Origin of the sequence: Lactobacillus helveticus DSM 20075 = CGMCC 1.1877 (assembly GCF_000160855.1) — a bacterium.
In the GTDB taxonomy this organism is placed as follows: Bacteria; Bacillota; Bacilli; order Lactobacillales; family Lactobacillaceae; genus Lactobacillus; species Lactobacillus helveticus.
On the sequence record NZ_GG700752.1, the window covers coordinates 642,926 to 663,848 of the forward strand.

The following is a 20,923-nucleotide window of genomic DNA, read 5'->3' on the forward strand; positions in this document are numbered from 1 at the left end:
TATACTTATACAGAAAAGAGGATACCTTTATGTATTATTCCAATGGTAACTATGAAGCTTTTGCGGATCCTAAAAAGCCTGAGGGCGTAGACAACAAGTCTGCTTATATTATTGGTAGTGGATTAGCTGGTCTTTCTGCAGCTGTCTTCTTGGTTCGTGATGCTCAAATGAAGGGCGAAAATATTCATGTTTTGGAAGAATTGCCAGTAGCCGGGGGTTCACTTGATGGTGCTAAGCGTCCAAATGCTGGTTTCGTTGTCCGCGGTGGACGTGAAATGGAGAACCACTTTGAATGTTTATGGGATATGTATCGTTCAATTCCAAGTTTGGAAATTCCAGGTGCGTCATATCTTGATGAATATTATTGGCTTGATAAAGAAGATCCTAACTCCTCCAATTGCCGCTTGATTTATAACCGTGGTGATCGTCTGCCAAGTGATGGTCAATATGGTTTAGGCAAGTGCACTAATGAAATTGTTAAATTGATCATGACCCCAGAAAAGGAACTTGAAGGAGAAACGATTAAAGAATTCTTTAGTGACGACTTCTTTAAGACTAATTTCTGGTCATACTGGTCAACGATGTTTGCCTTTGAAAAGTGGCACTCAGTAGCTGAAATGCGTCGCTATGCAATGCGTTTCATTCACCACATTGATGGTTTGCCAGACTTCACCGCTTTGAAATTTAATAAGTATAACCAATATGAATCAATGGTAAAACCACTTTTGGCTTACTTAAAAGATCATGGCGTTAAATTTGAATATGACTGCCATGTACAAAATGTGGAAGTTGATCATGATGGCAAGCAAAAGATCGCTAAGAAGATCGTGATGACTCAAAATGGCAAGGAAACCGAAATTCCATTGACACCAAATGATATTGTCTTCATCACTAACGGCTCAATTACTGAAAGTTCAACTTACGGTGATCAAAATACTCCAGCTCCAATTACTCATGCTAAGGGCAGCTCATGGAAATTATGGGAAAACTTGGCTAAGCAAGATCCTGACTTTGGTCATCCAGATGTCTTCTGTGAGAACTTGCCAGAACGTAGTTGGTTTGTTTCCGCAACAACTACTTTAAAGAATAAGAAACTTGCTCCATACTTTGAACGTTTAACTAAGCGTAGTCTTTACGATGGCAAGGTTAATACTGGTGGTATTATTACGATCGTTGATTCAAACTGGGAACTTAGTTTCACTATTCACCGTCAACCACACTTCAAGAGTCAAAATCCAGATGAAATCGTTGTTTGGATTTATGCACTTTATTCAGACACTGAAGGTAATTATATTAAGAAGAGAGTAGTTGACTGCAGTGGTAAAGAAATTGCCGAAGAGCTTTTGTACCACTTAGGTGTTCCAGAAAGCCAAATTAGTGAATTAGCTAGCGAAGAAAATATGAATACTGTTCCTGTTTACATGCCATACATCACTAGCTACTTCATGCCTCGTCACGATGGCGATCGTCCAGCAGTAATGCCAGAAGGTTCTGTCAATATTGCCTTTATTGGTAACTTCGCTGAATCTCCAACTAGAGATACTGTCTTCACTACTGAATATTCAGTCAGAACCGCGATGGAAGCTGTTTACACGCTTTTGAATGTTGATCGTGGTGTTCCAGAAGTATTTGATTCAATTTACGATATTCGTCAATTATTGCGGGCAATGTACTACATGTCAGATAAGAAGAAGCTGGCTGATCAAGACATGCCACTTCTAGAAAAATTAGCTCTTAAGACAGGGATGCGCAAGATTAAGAAGACTTGGGTAGAAGAATTGTTAAAAGAAGCTAACTTGATGTAGTTTTTAATGCAAAAAGAAAAAGCTGGATAAAAAATCAAGCTTTTTTTGTATGCTTTTTAACACTTTTCAAAATAAACAAAATCGCTGCAGCTATTAAGGCAACGGCAACAATCATGACTGCTGCCTTAATAATTCTGCTGGTATTAAGGTGCAAAATTGAGTCGCCACCGTAGGCGTAAAGATAAGCAAACGGACTTACACCAATCACAATCGGAGTCAGTTGCTTTTTGAAATCATTTTTATTAATCAAAATATTGACATAGCTAACAGTTGCACTTGGAATAAATGGGATTAGATATCCAATAGTTAAGGCAACCATCGAATATTTTTGTGTGGTTAACAATTTATAGATCTTGCTGTTAGACATATGTTTAATGTCATATAACTTGTGCAAAAGCTGCATTAAAATAATTTGACCTAAAATATCACTAATCCAGTTAACAATGAATCCAAAGGCTGGACCATAAAGAATACCATTTAAAACACAGAAGATACCATTAGATAGGCCGGGAATCGCTACACAAATTGCATTTAAAATAAAAAGAAAAGCTAAATCTTCGATTCCGTGGCTACGCACCATTTTAATTAATAATTCTTCATTGTGGTGATCAAAATGAACTAGCAATTTTAATTCTGGTAGATAGCTTAAATACAATTTATATAAAAGCAATAATCCTAAAATTCCACCTAGAATAAATAATATAATACGAATTGTTTTTCGTTTCACTTTGTCACTTTCTTATTAATTCAGTTCTGCTAATATTCTATTTTACTTTAAATTTATAAAATGAAAAAGCCATGACTAGCATGTCATGGTCATTTTTCGTTATGAATTATTTAGTAAAAAGTACGCGTGTACCTTCAGGAACCGGGATTTCTGTTTGAATAGGGGTTAAAGTTCCGTTATCGCCATTTCTAATGTATAGAGTAGCGTTATCTGTATTTTGATTTGCAACTACTACGTATTTTTGATCGGCATCCCAGTTAAAGTCACGAGGAAAATCGCCAAATGTTGAAATACGTTGAACCAAACTTAAAGTATGATCATCATTGACTTTAAAGACAGTAATAGAATTATGACCTCTGTTAGAGTTGTAAACATATTTACCATCTTTACTGATATAAAGGGCTGCAGCACCATTGTGTTCAGTGAAATCTTCTGGAATGGTCTTGTATGTAGCAATATTTTCGAAGTCCCAAGTATCTTCGTTGAATTTAACTACATTAATTTTACTAGATAATTCACCGACCACGTAGAAGTAGTTGCCATCTTTTGAAAAGACAATGTGACGAGTTCCAAAACCAGTTTCATTTTTATATTGAGCCAAATGTTCTAACTTACCATTTTCTAAGCGGTAAAAATCAACAGTATCGTTACCCAAATCGCAGCTAACTAAGTTTCCTGAGGGTGTCTCGTCGAAGAAGTGTGGGTGAGGACCGTCAGTTTGTTCTGGACGAGGGCCAAGTGTTTCAGCCTTGTGAGTAACTTGATCGACTAATTCTAAATTGCCGCTTGGATTGTAGTGAAATACGGATAAAACAGCGGTGTGGTAATTAGCAGTATAAATCAGCTTTTTTTCACGATCGATGCCAACATATGCTGGTGAAGCACCGGGAGTTAAGTAGCGGTCAACTTCGCTTGAACCATGTTCACCTAATTTTAAAACGCTGATACCACCTTCGTCCCCAGCGTTATTAATGGTAAAAATTAAATCGCCGTCTTTTTGGAAATAAGTTGGACCACCAATACTAATAATGTTTTCTGCTTTGCCCAACTTAGCTCCATTATCTTCACCAATAAAAGGCAATTCATAAATACCTTTAGAGGTTTTCTTAGTGTAGCCTCCGATTAAAACTTTCATATAATGCCTCCGATTTTTAGAAAAAGTATTAACTAGAGATAAGTATAGCATGGAAAATAATGAATCAGATTATGACTTGTTTTCCTAAAAAGTGCTAGAGTAGAGAATATAAGGTGAAAATAATGATTGTAAAAATAAGAAGGTGTGTATAGATGGATGAAAATAAAATCCGTAAATTATATGCCCAGAATGAGGTTCAACAGGTTTTTACAAATTTGCAATCTTCCTCTTCTGGATTATCGGATGAGGAAGCCGCTGAACGACTTAAAAAATATGGCGCTAATACCATTAAAAAAGCCGCAGCTGAATCAGAATGGAAAACATTTTTTAAGAATTTTTCTAGTATGATGGCTATTTTGCTCTGGATATCAGGATTAATTGCAATTGTTTCCGGAACATTGGAATTGGGGATTGCCATTTGGCTAGTTAATATTATTAATGGCTTGTTTAGTTTTTGGCAGGAGCGAGCTGCTAAGCGAGCAACTGATGTCCTGAATAATATGTTGCCAAGCTATGTGGAAGTCATTAGAAGTGGCAAGAAGAAACAGATTAATAGCAAGGATTTGGTGCCCGGGGATGTTTTCGTTTTGCAAGCCGGCAATTCGATTCCAGCGGATGCGAGAATTATTTCCGCTAGTTCAATGCAAGTAGATCAGAGTGCTTTAAATGGTGAATCTGTTCCTGAGTCCAAAACGGCGAAATATGACCCAGGTGAAGGTAGCTATGCCGAGAGTAATTTGGTCTATTCAGGTACGACAGTAGGTGCAGGGACTGCTAGAGCAATTGCCTTTGCCACTGGGATGAACACGGAGTTTGGACGAATTGCAAGTTTAACTCAAAAGCAAACTAAGACAACTAGTCCGCTTACAGCTGAGCTTAATCGATTGACTAAACAAATTTCAATTATTGCTATTACGATTGGGCTTATCTTCTTTATCGCCGCAATCTTTTTCGTAAAATATCCTTTAGCCAAGGCATTTATCTTCGCTTTAGGGATGATCGTTGCTTTTATTCCAGAAGGATTATTGCCAACAGTCACGTTAAGTTTAGCTCAAGGCGTTAAGCGGATGGCTAAAAAGCATGCATTAGTTAAGGAATTAAATTCCGTTGAAACTTTAGGTGAAACGACAGTTATTTGTTCAGATAAAACTGGTACTTTAACGCAGAATCAAATGACAATTCACTATCTTTGGACTCCAGCCAATGAATATCACGTTACTGGCAATGGCTATGTCAATAATGGACAGATTGAATTAAATACAAAGCAATTATGGTATGAAGAAAATCCAGATTTACGCAAATTAGTTCAAATTGCAGCTTTGGACAATGATACTTCAGTTCAACCTAATAAAAAGGGTGGAAAGCCTAAAATCTTAGGTACGCCTACTGAAGCTTCATTAATCGTCATGGCGCAAAAAGCGGACTTTGATAAGCAGAAAGTTTTGGTCAAATATCCTCGTTTGCGTGAATTGCCATTTGATTCGGATCGTAAAAGAATGTCCACTATTCATCGTTGGGACGATACGCATTATATTGTTCTTACTAAAGGCTCTTATAGTGACACGATTAAGCAGTGTGATCGAATTCAAGTCAATGGTAAAATTCGTCCGATGACTGAAGCAGATCGTCTTCGCGCTAAAAAAGCTAACGCTGATTATGCTTCTCGCGGATTGCGCAGCATGGCCTTGGCTTATAAAATTATTGATCATGATGTCGATGTTAATAAAATAAATATCGCTGATGCTGAAAGTAATTTGGTTTTTGTAGGTTTAGCAACAATGAGCGATCCACCACGTCCAGAAATTTATGATGCTGTTAAACGTTGTCATCAAGCAAAAATTAGAATAATTATGGTAACTGGTGATTCAAAATTAACTGCTAAATCGGTTGCTGTTCAAATTGGTTTAACTTCAGATAAAGCACGTGTTATTTCTGGTAATGAATTAGACAAGATGAGCGATGAAGAATTGCGTCATGCCTTAAAGGATGAAGTGATTTTTGCTAGAGTTGCTCCAGAACAAAAATATCGGATTGTAAAGAATTGTCAGGCTAACGGTGAAGTCGTAGCCTCAACAGGTGACGGGGTTAATGATGCTCCGGCTTTAAAGCAAGCCGATATCGGAATTGCAATGGGCATGACTGGTACTGATGTTGCCAAAGATGCGGCTAACATGATTTTGACGGATGATAACTTTGCATCGATTGTGGCTGCAATTGAAGAGGGGCGTGCAGTCTATAGCAATATCCGCAAGTTTTTAACATATATCCTAACTTCAAATGTCCCAGAAGCTATCCCATCAGTTTTGTTTCTTTTCTCAGCTGGATTAATTCCACTTCCTATGACGGCTATGCAAATTTTAACAGTTGACTTAGGTACTGATATGTTGCCTGCATTAGGATTGGGTGCTGAAGCTGCTGATCCTGATATTATGAAGCAGCCACCACGTAAAAGATCAGAGCATTTGTTGAACAAGGGCGTTATTATTAAAGCCGTTTGCTGGTATGGACTTTTATCAAGCATCATATCAACTGCTGCTTATTTCTTCGTTAACTATCAAAATGGTTGGCCAAATGTTGCTTTAGCTGCTAATGGTTCAATTTATATGCGTGCTACGACTATGGTTTTAGGTGCGATCGTCTTCACTCAAGTAGCTAACGTATTGAATTGTAGAACTAATACCGTTTCCGTTTTCAAGAAAGGGTTATTTAAGAATAAGAATATTTGGTATGGCATTATTTTTGAGATCATCTTATTCTTTATTTTGACTGTTACACCAGGCATTCAGCAGGTATTTAATACAACTATCTTGACTATGAGTGATTGGCTATTTTTGTTCTTATTGCCAGTTCCTTTAGTCTTGTTAGATGAACTAAGAAAATGGTTGATGTATCATCATAAAAATATCTAATAATTTAGGCCGCTTAAGTTTTTAAGCGGCTATTCTTATGCTAAAATTATTTTTGAGGAGATATATAATTATGAAATGGATTTCAACTATTAAAAAAATTGGTAAAAAAGCTATCGATAATAAAGATGGCATGGTAATTTTATTTGGCGAAGGCGCTAATAAAGACTTAGAAGATGTTTCAGTTATTCAAAAATTTAGTTACGAAACTCCAGTTAAAGGCTTTGTTTTCAAAAAAGGCGATACGCTGACTGTTGATGGTTAAACCTATGTTGTAAATTATGTAGGTCCAATGGTCGAAAGCAACATGAAGGCTTTAGGTCACGCTACTTTGTTCTTTAACCGTCCAATTCCTAAGGCACCTTTGGCAAATGCAGTATACTTTGATCCAGATGTTGCTCAACCACTTCCAACCTTCAAGGTCGATGATGATATTGTTTACGAACACATTTAAATACTAGGACAGGTAGATGGATTATAAACAAAAAAGTGAGAAAGCAACCTTATTTAAAAAATGGTTTTTAGATAATCGGTTTAGTATTGTTTTATTAAACATCTTATTGTTCTTTTTGATTATCTGGATTTTTAACAAAATATCTTTTGTGTTGAATCCTGCTTGGGTATTTTTTAGTGCAATTTTGCCACCATTACTTTTAGCAGTCATTCAATATTACGTAATGAATCCAGTAGTAGATTGGTTTGAAAAGAAGTTCAAAGTTCCTAGAGTTGTTACAATTCTTGTTTTATTCCTGTTTGTTTTAATAGCTTTAATTTGGATTATTAATATCTTAGTTCCTATTGCCCAAAATCAGATTAATTCATTGATCAAAAATTGGCCTAATATTTGGAACGATGCGGTAAATGCAACGCAAGAAGCTTTACGAGATCCTCGTTTGCATGAAGTTAAGGGCAGCTTGCAAAATATGATAGACAATACTCAAAAAACTTTGTTTAAATCAGGACAAAGCACGATTAATGCAACTATAGGAAATATATCTTCTGCGGTAAGTATTATTACAATGATTGTAATGACTTTGCTTACTGCACCGTTTATCTTATTCTTTATGCTCAAGGATGGACATCAGTTGCGTCCTTATATTACGAAGTTTGCACCAGAACATTGGCAATCCAGTTTTAGTCAACTATTGTATGATATCAACTATGCATTGGCTTCATATATTCGTGGTCAAATAACAGTGGCTTTTTGGGTAGGTGTCATGTTTGTAGTTGGCTATATGATAATTGGCTTGCCATATGGTTTGGCTTTAGCTATTTTAGCTGGATTTATGAATTTGATTCCGTATTTTGGTACGCCATTAGCTCTTATTCCAGTATTCGTAATTGCAATTATGACTTCAGGCTCTATGGTTATTAAAGTTTTAGTAGTTTTCTTAATTGAACAAGCAATTGAAACTAGAATTTTAAGTCCTTTAGTCATGGGGAATAAGATGGAAATGCATCCCGTAACTACAATTTTGCTTTTAATTGGTGCCAGTTCTGTTTGGGGACTATGGGGTGTATTTTTCGGTATTCCAATCTATGCAATCTTGAAGATTATTGTGTCTCGCGTGTACAATTATTATCGAAGAGAATCTGAAATTTTTAGTGAAACAGATGCTGTTTCTTCGACCACGGGAGATGCAGATAAAAAAGCAAATAATGCTAAATAAATTTAAAGCGTGGTTTAAAAGCTGCGCTTTTTAGTTTAAGGGGTTTTGAAATGACGAATCACGTAGTTTTATATGAACCATTAATGCCAGCCAATACTGGCAATATTGCACGTACTTGTGCAGGTACTAATACAGTTTTAGATTTGATTGAACCATTAGGTTTTCAAATTGATAATAAGAAAATGAAACGAGCAGGACTCGATTATTGGGATAAAGTTGATGTACGTCGCCATGATGATCTAAATGCTTTTTTAAAGACTCTAGGACCTAACGATGAGATGTATTTAATTTCTAAATTCTCATCTAAAAATTATGTAGACGTAGATTACACTGATCCTAATAAAAATTATTATTTTGTTTTTGGTAAGGAAACTACAGGCTTACCTGAAACTTTTATGCGTGAATATTATGATAGAAATTTAAGAATTCCAATGTCAGATAATATTCGCTGCTATAATTTGTCCAATTCTGTAGCGATGGTTCTGCTTGAAGCATTGCGTCAACAAGGTTTTCCAAATATGAAAACTGCCCATCACTATGAAAATGATAAGCTAAAGGATGATTATGATCGTCCAGAAAGATATGAACGTAATTTAGGAAGTGAAGAATAATGGATTTTGAAAGACAAACACCAGTAACTGTGCAGGCATTTCACTATGATTTGGTTGATGAAGACACTGCACCAAAAAGTGATGTCAGAACTGGTATCCAAAAATTAGATGTAAGTCAAGATGATGAACATTCAGAAAAAAATGGCAGCTATTATGATGTAGCCGTATTTTATGATGTAATTCCTGCACCAGCTGAATTTAGAGTAAGCGGAACTATTCACCAAGTTGTTCAATTAAAGGATTATCATGGTGATGGTTCTGATATTAGTAGTGCAGATTGGCAACTTTTAAGTCGACCATTGGTTGAATATATTGAAACTTTAACGTATGAAGTAACGCAAGTAACTTTTGACCAACCGGTTAACTTGAACTTTAAAGCTAATTTTTAATCACTAATTAGGGTGAGTACATGCCTGCAAAAAGGAAAAAGAGAAAGATAAAAAAGACACATTCTAATAAGAAAACAGCTAAAAAACAAAATTTAGAGTGGAGTATTTTAGGGCTAGTATTTATTTTGCTAGCTATTTTTGCCTTTGTAAGATTCGGTATTTTAGGCAAGCAAATTGCAAATTTAATCCGCTTATTTTTTGGTGATTCATATTTATTGGCAGCAAGTTTATTGGCTCTTTTTGGGTTAGTAAATTTAATTTATAATCAACCCGTTCGTCTGTCTATTAAACGTATCATAGGGCTTTCTTTAACTTTTATTGGTATTTTATTGATTCAAAGCAATTTGTACTATGAACATGAATTGGTTAATAGCAATTTTTTGAATTCATTTTGGCACGCTATGACCGCGGAGTTTGCTCGCGCAGGCGTGACAGAGAGCGTAGGCGGCGGTCTGATTGGATCGTTAGGTTATCAAATCTTTTATCCATTATTAGGACAAATTGGAATCAAAGTCTTTGCTGTTTTGTTAATTCCGATTGGAATTTTAATGTTTTTTGATGTGAAATTTAGAACTATCATTGAAAAATTTCAATCAATCAGCCAATTATTTATTCAAAAGAATAAAACAGTTGGTGTTAAATTAAAGGATAAATACAGCGATGTATTGGAAAAACGAAAGCAAAGACAAGCAAATGCTGATCAAGATAAAAATATTTTTCCAGATGTCGCAGATTTTGATTCTGATAATAATGAGGAAGATACTACTGAACCGGCAAGTGAAGATGTACCTGTTGAATCTGAGGCTGACTCAGAACCGGTTTCGGAACCGCAAATTCAAATCGCTACACAGCATGAAGAACCTGAAAGCAAAGACTTGCCAAAGTCCCATTCTTTTACTCAGGAAGATCAAAAGCTAGTACAAGAATTAGCTAATGTAGATCATGGCGAATTAAAGACAGATACGGTAGTTAATAAATCATATAAAAAACCACCATTGAATTTGCTTGATCCAATTAAATCGACTGATCAAAGTACGGATCGAGATTTGATTAAGAAAAATACTCAGGTTTTGCAATCTACTTTTAAGAGTTTTGGCGTAAAAGTAATCATTAAAAAGGCGATTTTAGGACCTACTATTACGCGTTATGAAGTTCAACCGGCTGTTGGTGTAAAAGTTAGTCGGATTGTTAATTTAGCTGATGATTTAGCTTTGGCACTAGCAGCAAAGGATATTAGAATTGAAGCTCCAATTCCAGGGAAACCATTTATTGGAATTGAAGTACCTAACCAAACAACTTCAGTTGTATCTTTTAAAGATGTAATGGAACATCAAGATGTAAAAGCAAAAAAGGATCCAATTAATGTGCCATTAGGTAAGGATGTCACTGGCAGCACTATTTCTGCTAACTTAGCTAAGATGCCGCACTTGTTAATAGCTGGTTCTACAGGTTCTGGTAAGTCTGTAGCCATTAACACTATTTTGACAAGTATTTTGATGAAATCTCGACCAGAAGATGTAAAGCTAGTTTTAATTGATCCCAAAATGGTAGAACTTTCCGTTTATAACGGAGTACCGCATTTGTTAATTCCAGTTGTGACAGATGCTAAGCTGGCTTCTAATGCATTGCGCAAAGTAGTTAAAGAAATGGAACGTCGATATAAACTGTTTGCGGCAGGCGGCGTACGCAACATGGGTGAATATAACCAGAAAGTTGCTGAAAACAATCAAGATAAATCTAAGCCTGCCATGAAGCCATTGCCATATATTTTAGTAGTTGTTGACGAACTTAGTGACTTAATGATGGTTGGTGGTCATGATGTTGAAGGAGCAATTGTCCGTTTAGGTCAAATGGCTCGTGCTGCCGGAATCCATATGATTTTAGCTACTCAGCGTCCAAGTGTAGATGTTATTACGGGATTGATTAAAGCCAATGTTCCATCTCGTATTTCTTTTGCTGTATCTAGTGGTGTAGATTCTAGAACTATTCTGGATCAGACCGGAGCTGAAAAACTCTTAGGTCGTGGTGATATGCTTTATATGCCAATTGGTGCTTCAAAGCCTGAACGTATTCAAGGTGCTTATATTGCTAGTGATGAAGTTGAACGCGTAATCGATTGGGTAAAGAAGCAGCAAAAAGTTGATTATGATGAGACAATGATTCCTAAGAAGGGTGATAATTCATCTGCTTCTAGTGATGAAAATGATGAACCAGAAGATGAGTTCTATAATCAAGCTGTTGATTTGGTTCGTCGTCAGCAAACAGCAAGTGTTTCTATGCTGCAGAGATGCTTCAGAATCGGTTATAATCGTGCTGCAAGAATAGTTGATGAGATGGAAGCTAAAGGAATCGTGGGGCCTTCTGAGGGCTCAAAACCACGTCAAGTATTAGTCCCACCAGTAAAGAATGAAGGTAATGGAAATAATGCTAATGACTAATATTACGATTAGAAAAAATAAAAAATTTACGACAGCCGCGTTGGGCTGTTTTTTGCGTTTACCACTGACAAGCCATAATCTAGCCTTTGCAAGTTTGTTGTCACGGCTGCAGTCAAATACTAGTATGTTTTATCCTCAAATTGCAGAACAGACTAGAAGATTAGCTGATCTCTATGATTTGCAACTAGATATAATGCCTCAGCTTTTTGGCAAAGAAATAATTTTGACTTATTATGCTAATTTTGTCGAACCAACTGAGATATTGGATCCAGAATATGTATATCAAGAAATAATTCAAACGGTAAGTGAAATTATCACTAAACCGGATTGTACGCCTAAATTGCTGGCTTATGCTAAAAAACAACTAGAGGATGATTATCGTGAATTAATGCAGCAGCCTGCTAATTATGCTATCGATCGCTTTTTTAAACTATGGTATCGAGATCAGCCGGATTATGCCGAAAATTTCATGGGACCAATTGATGAAATTCAAAATGCAACGGTCGATGAAGTAAATCATTATATTGAAGGTTTGCGGGATGTCCCTGTAGCTGTAGTGGGTATGGGACGTGATCACAAATTGATGACGAAACTTGCCAAGTTTTATTTTACGCAAGCTGGTATTATTAAAAATTTCCAAACTTCTGGTTTAACTATTCCTGCTAGCCAAAATTTGATTGAAAAAGTTGATGAACAAGGCAATAGTCAAGCCCAATTATTAATGGGATTTGGCATTGATCATGCAATTAATTACCAAGAACAGATTATTGGCTTGCTTTTAAGTCAATATTTAGCTGGTGATCAATCGTCTAAGTTATTTAGCAAAATTCGTGAAGAATTAGGTGCAGCTTATGCTGTAGAAGCTAGTTGTTTTGCAAATAATTCTTTATTTTTAATCAATGCGGGCTTAGATCCTGATCAAGTAAATGCAGCTAAACAAGTTGTGTTAGCTGAAATGCAAGCCTTAGCTGATGGCAACGTAGATGAAGAACTTTTTAAGAAGTCTCAAAAAGCTTTATACAGAAATACTAGAATTGGATTGGATAGTCAAAACTGGCAGATGGGTCAAGCCTTCCGAGGAGAACTATTTTCAGATTATTTAGATTTTGATCGAGAGACTGCTATTAAAAAAGCTACGACGCGTCAATTAGTTAATTTTGTTCAAAATTTATTCTTTAATGAAAGCTATATTTTAAAATGATTACACCAAAAATTATTAAAAGAGAATATAAATCTGGTTTTAAAGCAGAGATTATCCTAAAGCCACATTTTTATCAACGTTTTTTTGGTATTATTATTGATTTTGGCAGCAGTGATCCACAAAAAGTAGCAGGATCTGCTCATTTTTTGGAACATAAATTATTTGCTAAAAAAGATGGCGATCTTTCTGCACAATTTGAAGAGATTGGGGCTGATGTCAATGCATTTACCTCATTTAATGAAACAATGTTTTATTGCAGTGGGATTGAACATACGCCTAAGATGATTGAGTTGTTGTTCAGATTAGTAGGAGAGCCTTATTTTACTAAACAAAATATTGCTAAAGAGGCTCCTATAATTGAGCAAGAATTAGCGATGTACCAAGATGATCCTATGTGGAAAGTAAACAATGCAATTATGACAAGCATGTTTGGTCATTCTAATTTAGGAACTGAAGTAGTAGGTACTAAGGAATCGATTAATCAGGTAACTAAGCAAAATTTGACTAAAGTTTATACAGAAAATTATGTGCCTACTAAAATGCAGTTTGTTGCTTGTGGAGATTTTTCAGATAACCAAGTTCGCACAATTTTGCGCCAAGTAGGGAAATTGCAAGCTAAGTATTTGGCTGATCGTAAGGCAGTTAGTGCTCCAATAGTTAAACCTACGGGTGAATTTTCAGATCAAGCTTTATCGACCGGAGGAAATTCTAGAGCTTTCGGATTAGGAATTCGCTTTGAAAACTTTAAGAAAGTATTATCAAGTTCTGATTTAACTCAAATTCTGTTAGAAATAATGTTAGAATCAAAACTAAGCGTGATGAGTCCTTGGTTTGAAAGAATGCGCAAAGAAGGGCTGTTGGCCAATCCTTTGCAAATTTCAGTTAATTATACTAGACAAGGCGATTTTGCCACTATTTTCGGAGTTAGTGCAGATAGTCAAAGAATAATTGAGGAAATTAAGCGAGTTTTAACTCAGCCTGTGGATCCAAATTCTGAACAATATCGCTTTATTAAAGATAATTTCGTTTTGCAGAAGAAAGAATGGCTGGCACGAACTATTCGAACAATGAATAATCTTTCATATTTGGCAATTGAAATGATTGAAGAAAGTCTTGATCATGAAGATTTACAACTTAATTTGTTAAAGTTGCAGACAATGGGATTTGAAGAATTTGATCAAATTTGTCAAAAGCTAATGAAAGATAGCACAATTTGTTCAGCTTATTTAAACTCTAAAGGAGAAGAAAAATAAATGAAGCGCGCTATTGTGTTTGGGGCTACGGGCGGTATTGGACAAGCAATCTGTCAAGATTTAGCCGAAAGTGGCTGGTCTCTTTATTTGCACTATAATTCCAAAGAGAAAACTGCAGAAGAATTAGTTCAAAAATTATTTGCTAAATATCCTAAACAGGATTTTATGCCAATAAAATTAAATTTTGAAACTGATGATGCGCAATTAAGCAAATTTGTGAAAAATTTGTTGCCAGTAAACGCAGTGATTTTTGCCCAAGGGGTCACTAATTACGGTTTTCTAGGGGATGAAGATCTTGAGAATATTACGAGATTGATAAATATTAATCTAACTGTACCAATTAAACTAACTAAATTGTTAGAGCCCCAGTTAATGAAACAAGATTTTAGTCGAATCGTTTACTTAGGATCGGTTTATGGAGGCTATGGTAGTGCCTTAGAATCAGTATATAGTGCAACCAAAGGTGGATTAAGTCGTTTTGCGCAGGCTTATGCACGTGAAGTAGCATCAAATAATTTGACGGTTAATGTAATTGCACCAGGTGCTGTGAAGACGAGCATGAATAGTATTTTCTCAGAAGATACTATTCAGGAAGTTCAAGAAGAGATTCCAGTTGGACGTTGGGCCGATGGAAGATGGAAAAGATATTTCATATTGGATTAAAGTATTGCTCGATAAACGCAGCAATTATCTCACTGGACAAACAATTTATGTTACCGGCGGCTGGCTTTTATAACTAAGAAGTTGTAAACGAGATTTTATGGTATACTCAATTTGTTAAATTTAATTTTGAAGGGGTTAATATGGCAGACATCGGAGAGAAATTAAAGAGCGCTAGAGAGGCAAAAGGACTTTCAATTGAAGATATCGAAAAGGCAACTAAGATTCAAAGCAGATATCTGACAGCAATTGAAAAGGATGAATTTGATAAGCTTCCTGGTGACTTTTATGTTAGAGCATTTATTCGCCAATACGCTCAAGTAGTTGGATTAGATGGGAAAGAGCTACTCAGCGATTATCATGAGGATGTTCCAGAAGCGGATCCTGATGAATATGTAGGAAATTCAATTGACAATAAGAGCGAAGATGTTCGTGAAACCACAAATAACAAGAAGAATTTGTGGAAAAATTACTTGCCTCGAATTGCGATTGCATTAGGCGTAATTATTGTAATTTTAGTTGTGTACGCATTGTATGCACATATTTCATCAAGTGGTCAGCATAATGTGGCTGATAATAGTGGTGTAACTGTTTCATCACAAAAGACATCATCCTCATCTTCTAAGAAGAAGACTAAGCCAGTTGCTGTAAGTGCAGTTAAAATTAAGAAGATTAATGATAACGAATATCGTGTTCTTGGTCTTAAGAAGAATCGCCGTTTAGTTGTTAAAGCAGGTTCAACTCAAAACACTTCTGCAGGCGTACAAATTAATGGCAATGCAAATAGCTGGCAAGGAACTTTAATTGCTAAGCAAAAGCATACCTTTACTTTGCCTTCAAACGCTGAACGTGTTGTAATTACCTTAGGCAATGACAATGGAAGCTCAATTAAGATTGGTGGCAAGAAGGTACCATACGTACCAAATAATAGCTACAGAACAATTACTTTGTTAATTGGAAAAGCTAAGAAGACTACTACTCATCAAACTAATGATAATAATAGTCAAAATGGTACAACTAGTGACAATAATACTAATAACAGTAATACTACTACTCAAAATCAAAATCAAACTCAGAGTAGCTCTACTACTAGACACAATACTCAAACTAGTCACCAACAATCATAAACTACTCAAAGCAGTCAAACAAGACAAAGTAGTCAAACACAACAATCATCTACTACCCAATCATCAACAACCACTACGCAAAATAATAATGCCGGTAGAAACGATAATGGCGGCAGTGGCAATGAAAATAATGGCAATTAAAGCTTAGGAGAAAATAAGAAGAATGAATTTACCTAATAAACTTACTGTTTTTAGAATCTTTTTGATTCCAGTATTTATGTTAATTATAATTTTTGGTGGCAATGCTCATACTGAAGTAGCTGGTTCAACCGTAGTTTGGAGCTGGGTAATTGCAGCTATTATTTTTGCTGTAGCTTCAGCTACTGACTGGTTCGATGGTCATATTGCTCGTTCACGCAACATGGTAACCAATTTTGGTAAGTTTGCTGATCCATTGGCAGACAAGATGTTGACTATGACAGCATTCATCTTCTTGGTTAAATTGAAGCTTGCTCCAGCTTGGATTGTAGCTATTATTGTTTGTCGTGAATTAGCTGTTACTGGTTTACGTTTGATTTTGGCTGAAAACAAGGGTCAAGTTTTAGCAGCTAAGATGCCAGGTAAGATTAAGACCACTTGCCAAATGTTATCAATTATCTTCTTGTTAATCGGTAACTTCTGGCACATTGGTACTATTTTGCTTTGGCTTGCATTGATCTTTACTATTTACTCAGGATATGATTACTTCCACCAATCATGGGGCGTATTTAAAGGATCTATGTAAAATTAAAGATAAATTAAAAGAAGTAGAAAATTGCTTCTTTTTTTTATTTTCTCAGAAAAAAATTGCCCTTTTTTGCGTATTTAATAGTGTAGGCTAAATACTTTGAACGTTAGTTTGTATATTGCTTGCAAAGTAGATAATGATCAAAGTATACTTATTGAGTACAAAAATTTAGGAGGAAAATATGGCCAAAGATGAAAAAAAGGCTGCTTTAGATGCAGCGCTCAAAAAAATCGAAAAGAACTTTGGTAAGGGTGCTGTTATGCGTATGGGTGAAAAAGCTGATACCCAAATTTCAACAGTTCCAACAGGTTCACTTGCTTTAGATGCTGCTATTGGTGTTGGCGGCTATCCTCGAGGACGTATTATTGAAGTATATGGACCTGAATCATCTGGTAAAACCACTGTTGCTCTTCATGCAGTAGCTGAAGTACAAAAACGTGGTGGTACAGCCGCTTATATTGATGCAGAAAATGCAATGGATCCAGCATATGCTGAAGCATTAGGTGTAGACATTGATTCACTTATTTTATCTCAACCTAATACAGGTGAAGAAGGTTTACAAATTGCTGATACTTTGATTTCTAGTGGTGCCATTGATATTGTGGTAGTTGACTCTGTTGCAGCGTTAGTTCCACGTGCTGAAATTGAAGGCGAGATGGGGGATGCTCATGTTGGTCTTCAAGCTCGATTAATGAGTCAGGCTTTGCGTAAATTATCTGGTACTATTTCAAAGACTAAGACCATTGCAATTTTTATTAATCAGATTCGTGAAAAAGTTGGGATTATGTTTGGTAACCCAGAAACTACTCCAGGTGGTCGTGCTCTTAAGTTTTATTCAACTATTCGACTTGAAGTAAGAAGAGCAGAACAGATCAAGCAATCTGGTGATATGATTGGTAACCGTGTCAAGATTAAAGTAGTGAAGAACAAGGTTGCTCCACCATTTAAGGTGGCTGAAGTAGATATCATGTATGGTAAAGGTATTTCCCAAAGTGGAGAATTGCTTGATATGGCCGCTGACAAGGATATTATTGATAAAGCTGGATCATGGTATTCATACAAGAGTGATCGGATCGGTCAAGGACGAGAAAATGCTAAGAAATATCTTGAAGATCATCCAGATATCTATCAAGATATTCAACAACAAGTTCGTCAAGCATACGGCATTGATAAAAAATCAGTAGCTGATCGTGAGGATCCTGAAAAAATAAAGAAAAAACGCGAAGAAGCAAAAGCAGAGAAGACTGCAGAAACTAAAAAGGCAACTGATGACAAATAAAAGATAATTTTTACCTTGGAATTATGTTCCAAGTTTTTTTCTTGTGGATTGACATGAACCAATAGGTTCTTTATCATAAAAGTTGTGTGAATAATTCTAAAAAAGGCGATAGTAATCATGGATACAATAATTATGATTCCCGTCGCAACTGCCATTGTTTCACTTTTGGTGGGTACAGTGATTGGTTATGCCATTCGCAAACATTCTTGGGAACAAAAGGTTCAGAATGCTCAAAATGATGCTGATCATATTTTAGCTGATGCTCGAGCACAAGTTGCTGCAGTAAAAGCTGAGGTTAATGCACAAAAGCAAGCAGCAGAAGCTGTTAAGCAAAGTGCTGAAAACACTAAGAAAGAAAAAATTCTTGAAGCTCAAGAACAAATTCGTGATTATAAGCAAAAAATTGAAGACAAATTAAATTTAAAAAAGGATGATTTGGCTCGGCAAGAAAATCGTTTAAAACAACGTGAAGATACTTTAGATCACAAAAATTCTTTGTTAGATGAAAGAGAAGCTGGACTCATTAAAAAAGAAGATCAATTAAAGCAGCAATATACTAGCTTGAAAGCAAAATTAACTGAAGCTGATGAATTAGTTGAAACTAGACGGCAAAAGCTTTATGACGTAGCTAAGTTGGATAAGGAAGAAGCCAAGAAGATTGTGCTTAATAAATTATCTGATGAACTCGTTAAAGAACGTGCTGAATTGATTAGAAATAGTAATGAAGAAGTTAAAGCAAAAGCTGACCATTATGCTAATCAAATCATAGTTGATGCAATTCAGAGTAGTGCGGCAGATACTGTAGCAGAAACTACAGTGTCTGTTGTTGATCTGCCAAATGAAGAAATGAAAGGACGAATTATTGGACGTGAAGGCCGTAATATTCGTTCATTTGAAGCTTTAACTGGTATTGATCTAATTATTGATGATACGCCAAATGTTGTAACTTTGAGCGGCTTTGATCCAATTAGACGTGAAATTGCTAAGAGAGCAATGGAACGTTTAATTAAAGATGGAAGAATTCATCCAGCACGAATTGAGGAAATGGTTGATAAAGCTCGTAAGGAAGTTAATGACGATATTTATGAAGCTGGTGAAAGTGCCTTAATGGAACTTGGGATCCACCGCATGAATCCAGAACTTGTTAAGACACTGGGCCGACTTAAATATCGTACGTCATACGGACAAAATGTTTTGTCACATTCAATTGAAGTTGGTAAGTTAGCTGGTACTATGGCTGCTGAATTAGGTCTAGATGAAAAATTAGCAGTTCGCGCGGGATTATTACACGATATTGGTAAAGCCATCGATCATGATATTGAGGGTTCACACGTAGAGATTGGTGTAGAGTTGACCCGTAAATATCATGAATCCGATGTTGTAGTTAACGCGATTGCTGCACACCATGGTGATGTGCCTAAGTTATCGTTTATTGCTGAACTTGTAGTTGCAGCAGATACGATTTCTTCAGCTCGACCAGGTGCAAGAAGTGAAAGTCTAGAAAATTACATCAGACGTTTGACTGAATTAGAAAAGATAGCTAAGAGTTATCAAGGTGTCAAACAGGCATATGCTATTCAAGCGGGACGTGAAGTTCGCGTGATGGTTGAGCCTGATGAAATTTCAGATGATCGTACAGTTATTTTGGCACGTGATATTCGGAATCAAGTTGAAAAAGAGCTTGATTATCCAGGTAATATTAAGATTACCGTTATCCGTGAAAAACGAGTTGTAGCGATCGCTAAATAAAGTAAAAAAGGTTTGGAATTAAAAGTTTCAAACCTTTTTTGTGTATTTGTGCAAAATCGGTTCTACTTGTATAATTAGAACAAGTAAATAAGGAAAGTAGCCAATTATGTTTAAAATTATTGTTGAATTATTTTTATTAGTAATTATTTCAGCGGCAATTACGCCTTTTATTCGGCGTTTGGCTTTTGTGTTAGGGGCTGTTGATAATCCTAATGCACGTAGAGTCAATAAAAAGCCAATGCCTACTATTGGGGGATTAGGGATTTTTGTTACTTTTAATATTGGTACATTTGTACTACTGCGAGAGCAATTTCTTACCCATGAAATTTTTTCAATTTTACTGGCATCAAGTGTGATTGTGTTGACGGGATTAATAGATGACATTCTTGAATTAAAGCCTAGACAAAAGATGTTTGGTATCTTTATTGCATCTTTAATTATCTATTTCTTGGCTGGCATTAGAATGAACGTCTTAAAAATACCATTTGTTACACATGAAGTTAATATCGGCTGGTTGAGTTTTCCAATCACAATTTTTTGGATATTAGCTTTAACTAATGCTGTTAACTTGATTGATGGATTAGACGGACTGGCAGACGGAGTATCGATGATTTCTTTAACAACTATGGGAATCGTAGGATATTTCTTTTTGCACACGCATCAGCTATACGTGCCTATAGCTTGTTTTATGTTAGCGGCATGTTTATTAGGTTTTTTGCCTTATAATTTTCACCCTGCTAAGATCTTTTTGGGAGATACAGGTGCATTATATATCGGGTTTATGATTGCGGTTCTTTCGCTGAAGGGCCTGAAAAATGTTACTTTTATTTCTTTGTTAGTGCCAATTATTATTTTAGGTGTGCCAGTTACAGATACTGTGTATGCCATGATCCGGAGAAAGTTAAATAAAAAACCAATTTCAGAAGCGGATAAACATCACTTACATCACCAATTAATGAGAATGGGATTAACTCATAGACAAACTGTTTTAACGATCTATGCACTGTCTTTGGTATTTTCTTTCATCTCATTATTATTCTTGCTATCACCTGCTTGGGGAACTTGGCTTTTGATTTTAGGATTATTGGTTGCACTTGAGTATTTCGTGGAATCGATTGGACTGTTGGGTGAAAAATATCATCCATTAATGCACGTTATCCAGAAGATTATTAATCAAAAGAGCAAAATAGATCCTACAGTTGAAGTTTGGCATTTAGGCGACGAAAAGCCAGATCAATTAAAAAAT

General features: G+C 35.8%; 14 protein-coding genes and 3 pseudogenes. 15 read left to right on the plus strand and 2 right to left on the minus strand.

Annotated features, from left to right (window positions below; translation table 11 throughout):
* Positions 1-29 precede the first annotated feature (29 nt).
* A complete protein-coding gene (locus HMPREF0518_RS03055) occupies positions 30-1,805 on the plus strand; it encodes an oleate hydratase (protein ID WP_023192859.1) in 1,776 nt (591 codons plus the stop codon).
* 34 nt (positions 1,806-1,839) lie between these two features.
* Here HMPREF0518_RS03055 and HMPREF0518_RS03060 read toward each other — a convergent pair whose 3' ends face one another.
* Both HMPREF0518_RS03060 and HMPREF0518_RS03065 read right to left on the minus strand, forming a co-directional pair.
* On the minus strand, positions 1,840-2,532 hold the full coding sequence (locus HMPREF0518_RS03060) for a TVP38/TMEM64 family protein (protein ID WP_003625976.1): 693 nt from the start codon (positions 2,530-2,532) through the stop codon (positions 1,840-1,842).
* 106 nt (positions 2,533-2,638) lie between these two features.
* Positions 2,639-3,667: a lactonase family protein gene (locus HMPREF0518_RS03065; RefSeq protein WP_003625978.1), complete on the minus strand. Its 1,029-nt coding sequence runs from the start codon at positions 3,665-3,667 to the stop codon at positions 2,639-2,641.
* A gap of 152 nt (positions 3,668-3,819) precedes the next feature.
* Here HMPREF0518_RS03065 and HMPREF0518_RS03070 point away from each other — a divergent pair, with 152 nt between their 5' ends.
* From HMPREF0518_RS03070 to HMPREF0518_RS03135, 14 genes and pseudogenes are all read left to right on the plus strand, one after another.
* Positions 3,820-6,576, plus strand: a complete 2,757-nt coding sequence (locus HMPREF0518_RS03070) for a cation-translocating P-type ATPase (protein ID WP_003625980.1) — start codon at positions 3,820-3,822, stop codon at positions 6,574-6,576.
* Positions 6,577-6,646: 70 nt separating this feature from the next.
* Positions 6,647-7,027: pseudogene (locus HMPREF0518_RS03075) on the plus strand (PTS glucitol/sorbitol transporter subunit IIA).
* Positions 7,028-7,043: 16 nt separating this feature from the next.
* Positions 7,044-8,243, plus strand: a complete 1,200-nt coding sequence (locus HMPREF0518_RS03080) for an AI-2E family transporter (RefSeq protein ID WP_003625987.1) — start codon at positions 7,044-7,046, stop codon at positions 8,241-8,243.
* A gap of 50 nt (positions 8,244-8,293) precedes the next feature.
* On the plus strand, positions 8,294-8,854 hold the full coding sequence (locus tag HMPREF0518_RS03085; protein ID WP_003625990.1) for a tRNA (cytidine(34)-2'-O)-methyltransferase: 561 nt from the start codon (positions 8,294-8,296) through the stop codon (positions 8,852-8,854).
* Positions 8,854-9,243 (plus strand): DUF1149 family protein, encoded by a 390-nt coding sequence (locus HMPREF0518_RS03090; protein WP_003625992.1) that lies wholly within the window; start codon positions 8,854-8,856, stop codon positions 9,241-9,243. The genes HMPREF0518_RS03085 and HMPREF0518_RS03090 overlap by 1 nt, the downstream gene beginning before the upstream one ends.
* 20 nt (positions 9,244-9,263) lie before the next feature.
* A complete protein-coding gene (locus HMPREF0518_RS03095; protein ID WP_003625994.1) occupies positions 9,264-11,681 on the plus strand; it encodes an FtsK/SpoIIIE family DNA translocase in 2,418 nt (805 codons plus the stop codon).
* Positions 11,668-12,882 (plus strand): M16 family metallopeptidase, encoded by a 1,215-nt coding sequence (locus HMPREF0518_RS03100; protein WP_035504553.1) that lies wholly within the window; start codon positions 11,668-11,670, stop codon positions 12,880-12,882. Before HMPREF0518_RS03095 ends, HMPREF0518_RS03100 begins: the two co-directional genes overlap by 14 nt.
* On the plus strand, positions 12,879-14,135 hold the full coding sequence (locus tag HMPREF0518_RS03105) for a M16 family metallopeptidase (RefSeq protein WP_003625998.1): 1,257 nt from the start codon (positions 12,879-12,881) through the stop codon (positions 14,133-14,135). The genes HMPREF0518_RS03100 and HMPREF0518_RS03105 overlap by 4 nt, the downstream gene beginning before the upstream one ends.
* Positions 14,136-14,871 (plus strand): annotated as a pseudogene (ymfI, locus tag HMPREF0518_RS03110) (elongation factor P 5-aminopentanone reductase).
* Positions 14,872-14,938: 67 nt separating this feature from the next.
* A pseudogene (locus HMPREF0518_RS03115) lies at positions 14,939-16,063 on the plus strand (helix-turn-helix domain-containing protein).
* 22 nt (positions 16,064-16,085) lie between these two features.
* Complete coding sequence (gene pgsA, locus HMPREF0518_RS03120) at positions 16,086-16,646, plus strand: CDP-diacylglycerol--glycerol-3-phosphate 3-phosphatidyltransferase (protein WP_003626003.1); 561 nt, start codon at positions 16,086-16,088, stop codon at positions 16,644-16,646.
* 184 nt (positions 16,647-16,830) lie between these two features.
* The gene (gene recA / locus HMPREF0518_RS03125; protein ID WP_003626005.1) at positions 16,831-17,928 is read left to right on the plus strand and encodes a recombinase RecA; all 1,098 of its coding nucleotides are present in this window, start codon (positions 16,831-16,833) and stop codon (positions 17,926-17,928) included.
* A 117-nt stretch (positions 17,929-18,045) separates the two neighbouring features.
* The gene (gene rny, locus HMPREF0518_RS03130) at positions 18,046-19,677 is read left to right on the plus strand and encodes a ribonuclease Y (protein ID WP_003626007.1); all 1,632 of its coding nucleotides are present in this window, start codon (positions 18,046-18,048) and stop codon (positions 19,675-19,677) included.
* 106 nt (positions 19,678-19,783) lie between these two features.
* Positions 19,784-20,923, plus strand: a 1,140-nt coding sequence (locus HMPREF0518_RS03135) for a glycosyltransferase family 4 protein (protein ID WP_003626009.1), incomplete at its 3' end; no start/stop codon positions are given.

Bases quoted from the DNA above. Each gene is read 5' to 3' on its own strand.
- HMPREF0518_RS03055 (WP_023192859.1), top strand. From the start codon at position 30: ATGTATTATTCCAATGGTAACTATGAAGCTTTTGCGGATCCTAAAAAG.
- HMPREF0518_RS03065 (WP_003625978.1), bottom strand. From the start codon at position 3,667: ATGAAAGTTTTAATCGGAGGCTACACTAAGAAAACCTCTAAAGGTATT.
- HMPREF0518_RS03070 (WP_003625980.1), top strand. From the start codon at position 3,820: ATGGATGAAAATAAAATCCGTAAATTATATGCCCAGAATGAGGTTCAA.
- HMPREF0518_RS03080 (WP_003625987.1), top strand. From the start codon at position 7,044: ATGGATTATAAACAAAAAAGTGAGAAAGCAACCTTATTTAAAAAATGG.
- HMPREF0518_RS03085 (WP_003625990.1), top strand. From the start codon at position 8,294: ATGACGAATCACGTAGTTTTATATGAACCATTAATGCCAGCCAATACT.
- HMPREF0518_RS03090 (WP_003625992.1), top strand. From the start codon at position 8,854: ATGGATTTTGAAAGACAAACACCAGTAACTGTGCAGGCATTTCACTAT.
- HMPREF0518_RS03095 (WP_003625994.1), top strand. From the start codon at position 9,264: ATGCCTGCAAAAAGGAAAAAGAGAAAGATAAAAAAGACACATTCTAAT.
- HMPREF0518_RS03100 (WP_035504553.1), top strand. From the start codon at position 11,668: ATGCTAATGACTAATATTACGATTAGAAAAAATAAAAAATTTACGACA.
- HMPREF0518_RS03105 (WP_003625998.1), top strand. From the start codon at position 12,879: ATGATTACACCAAAAATTATTAAAAGAGAATATAAATCTGGTTTTAAA.
- pgsA (WP_003626003.1), top strand. From the start codon at position 16,086: ATGAATTTACCTAATAAACTTACTGTTTTTAGAATCTTTTTGATTCCA.
- recA (WP_003626005.1), top strand. From the start codon at position 16,831: ATGGCCAAAGATGAAAAAAAGGCTGCTTTAGATGCAGCGCTCAAAAAA.
- rny (WP_003626007.1), top strand. From the start codon at position 18,046: ATGGATACAATAATTATGATTCCCGTCGCAACTGCCATTGTTTCACTT.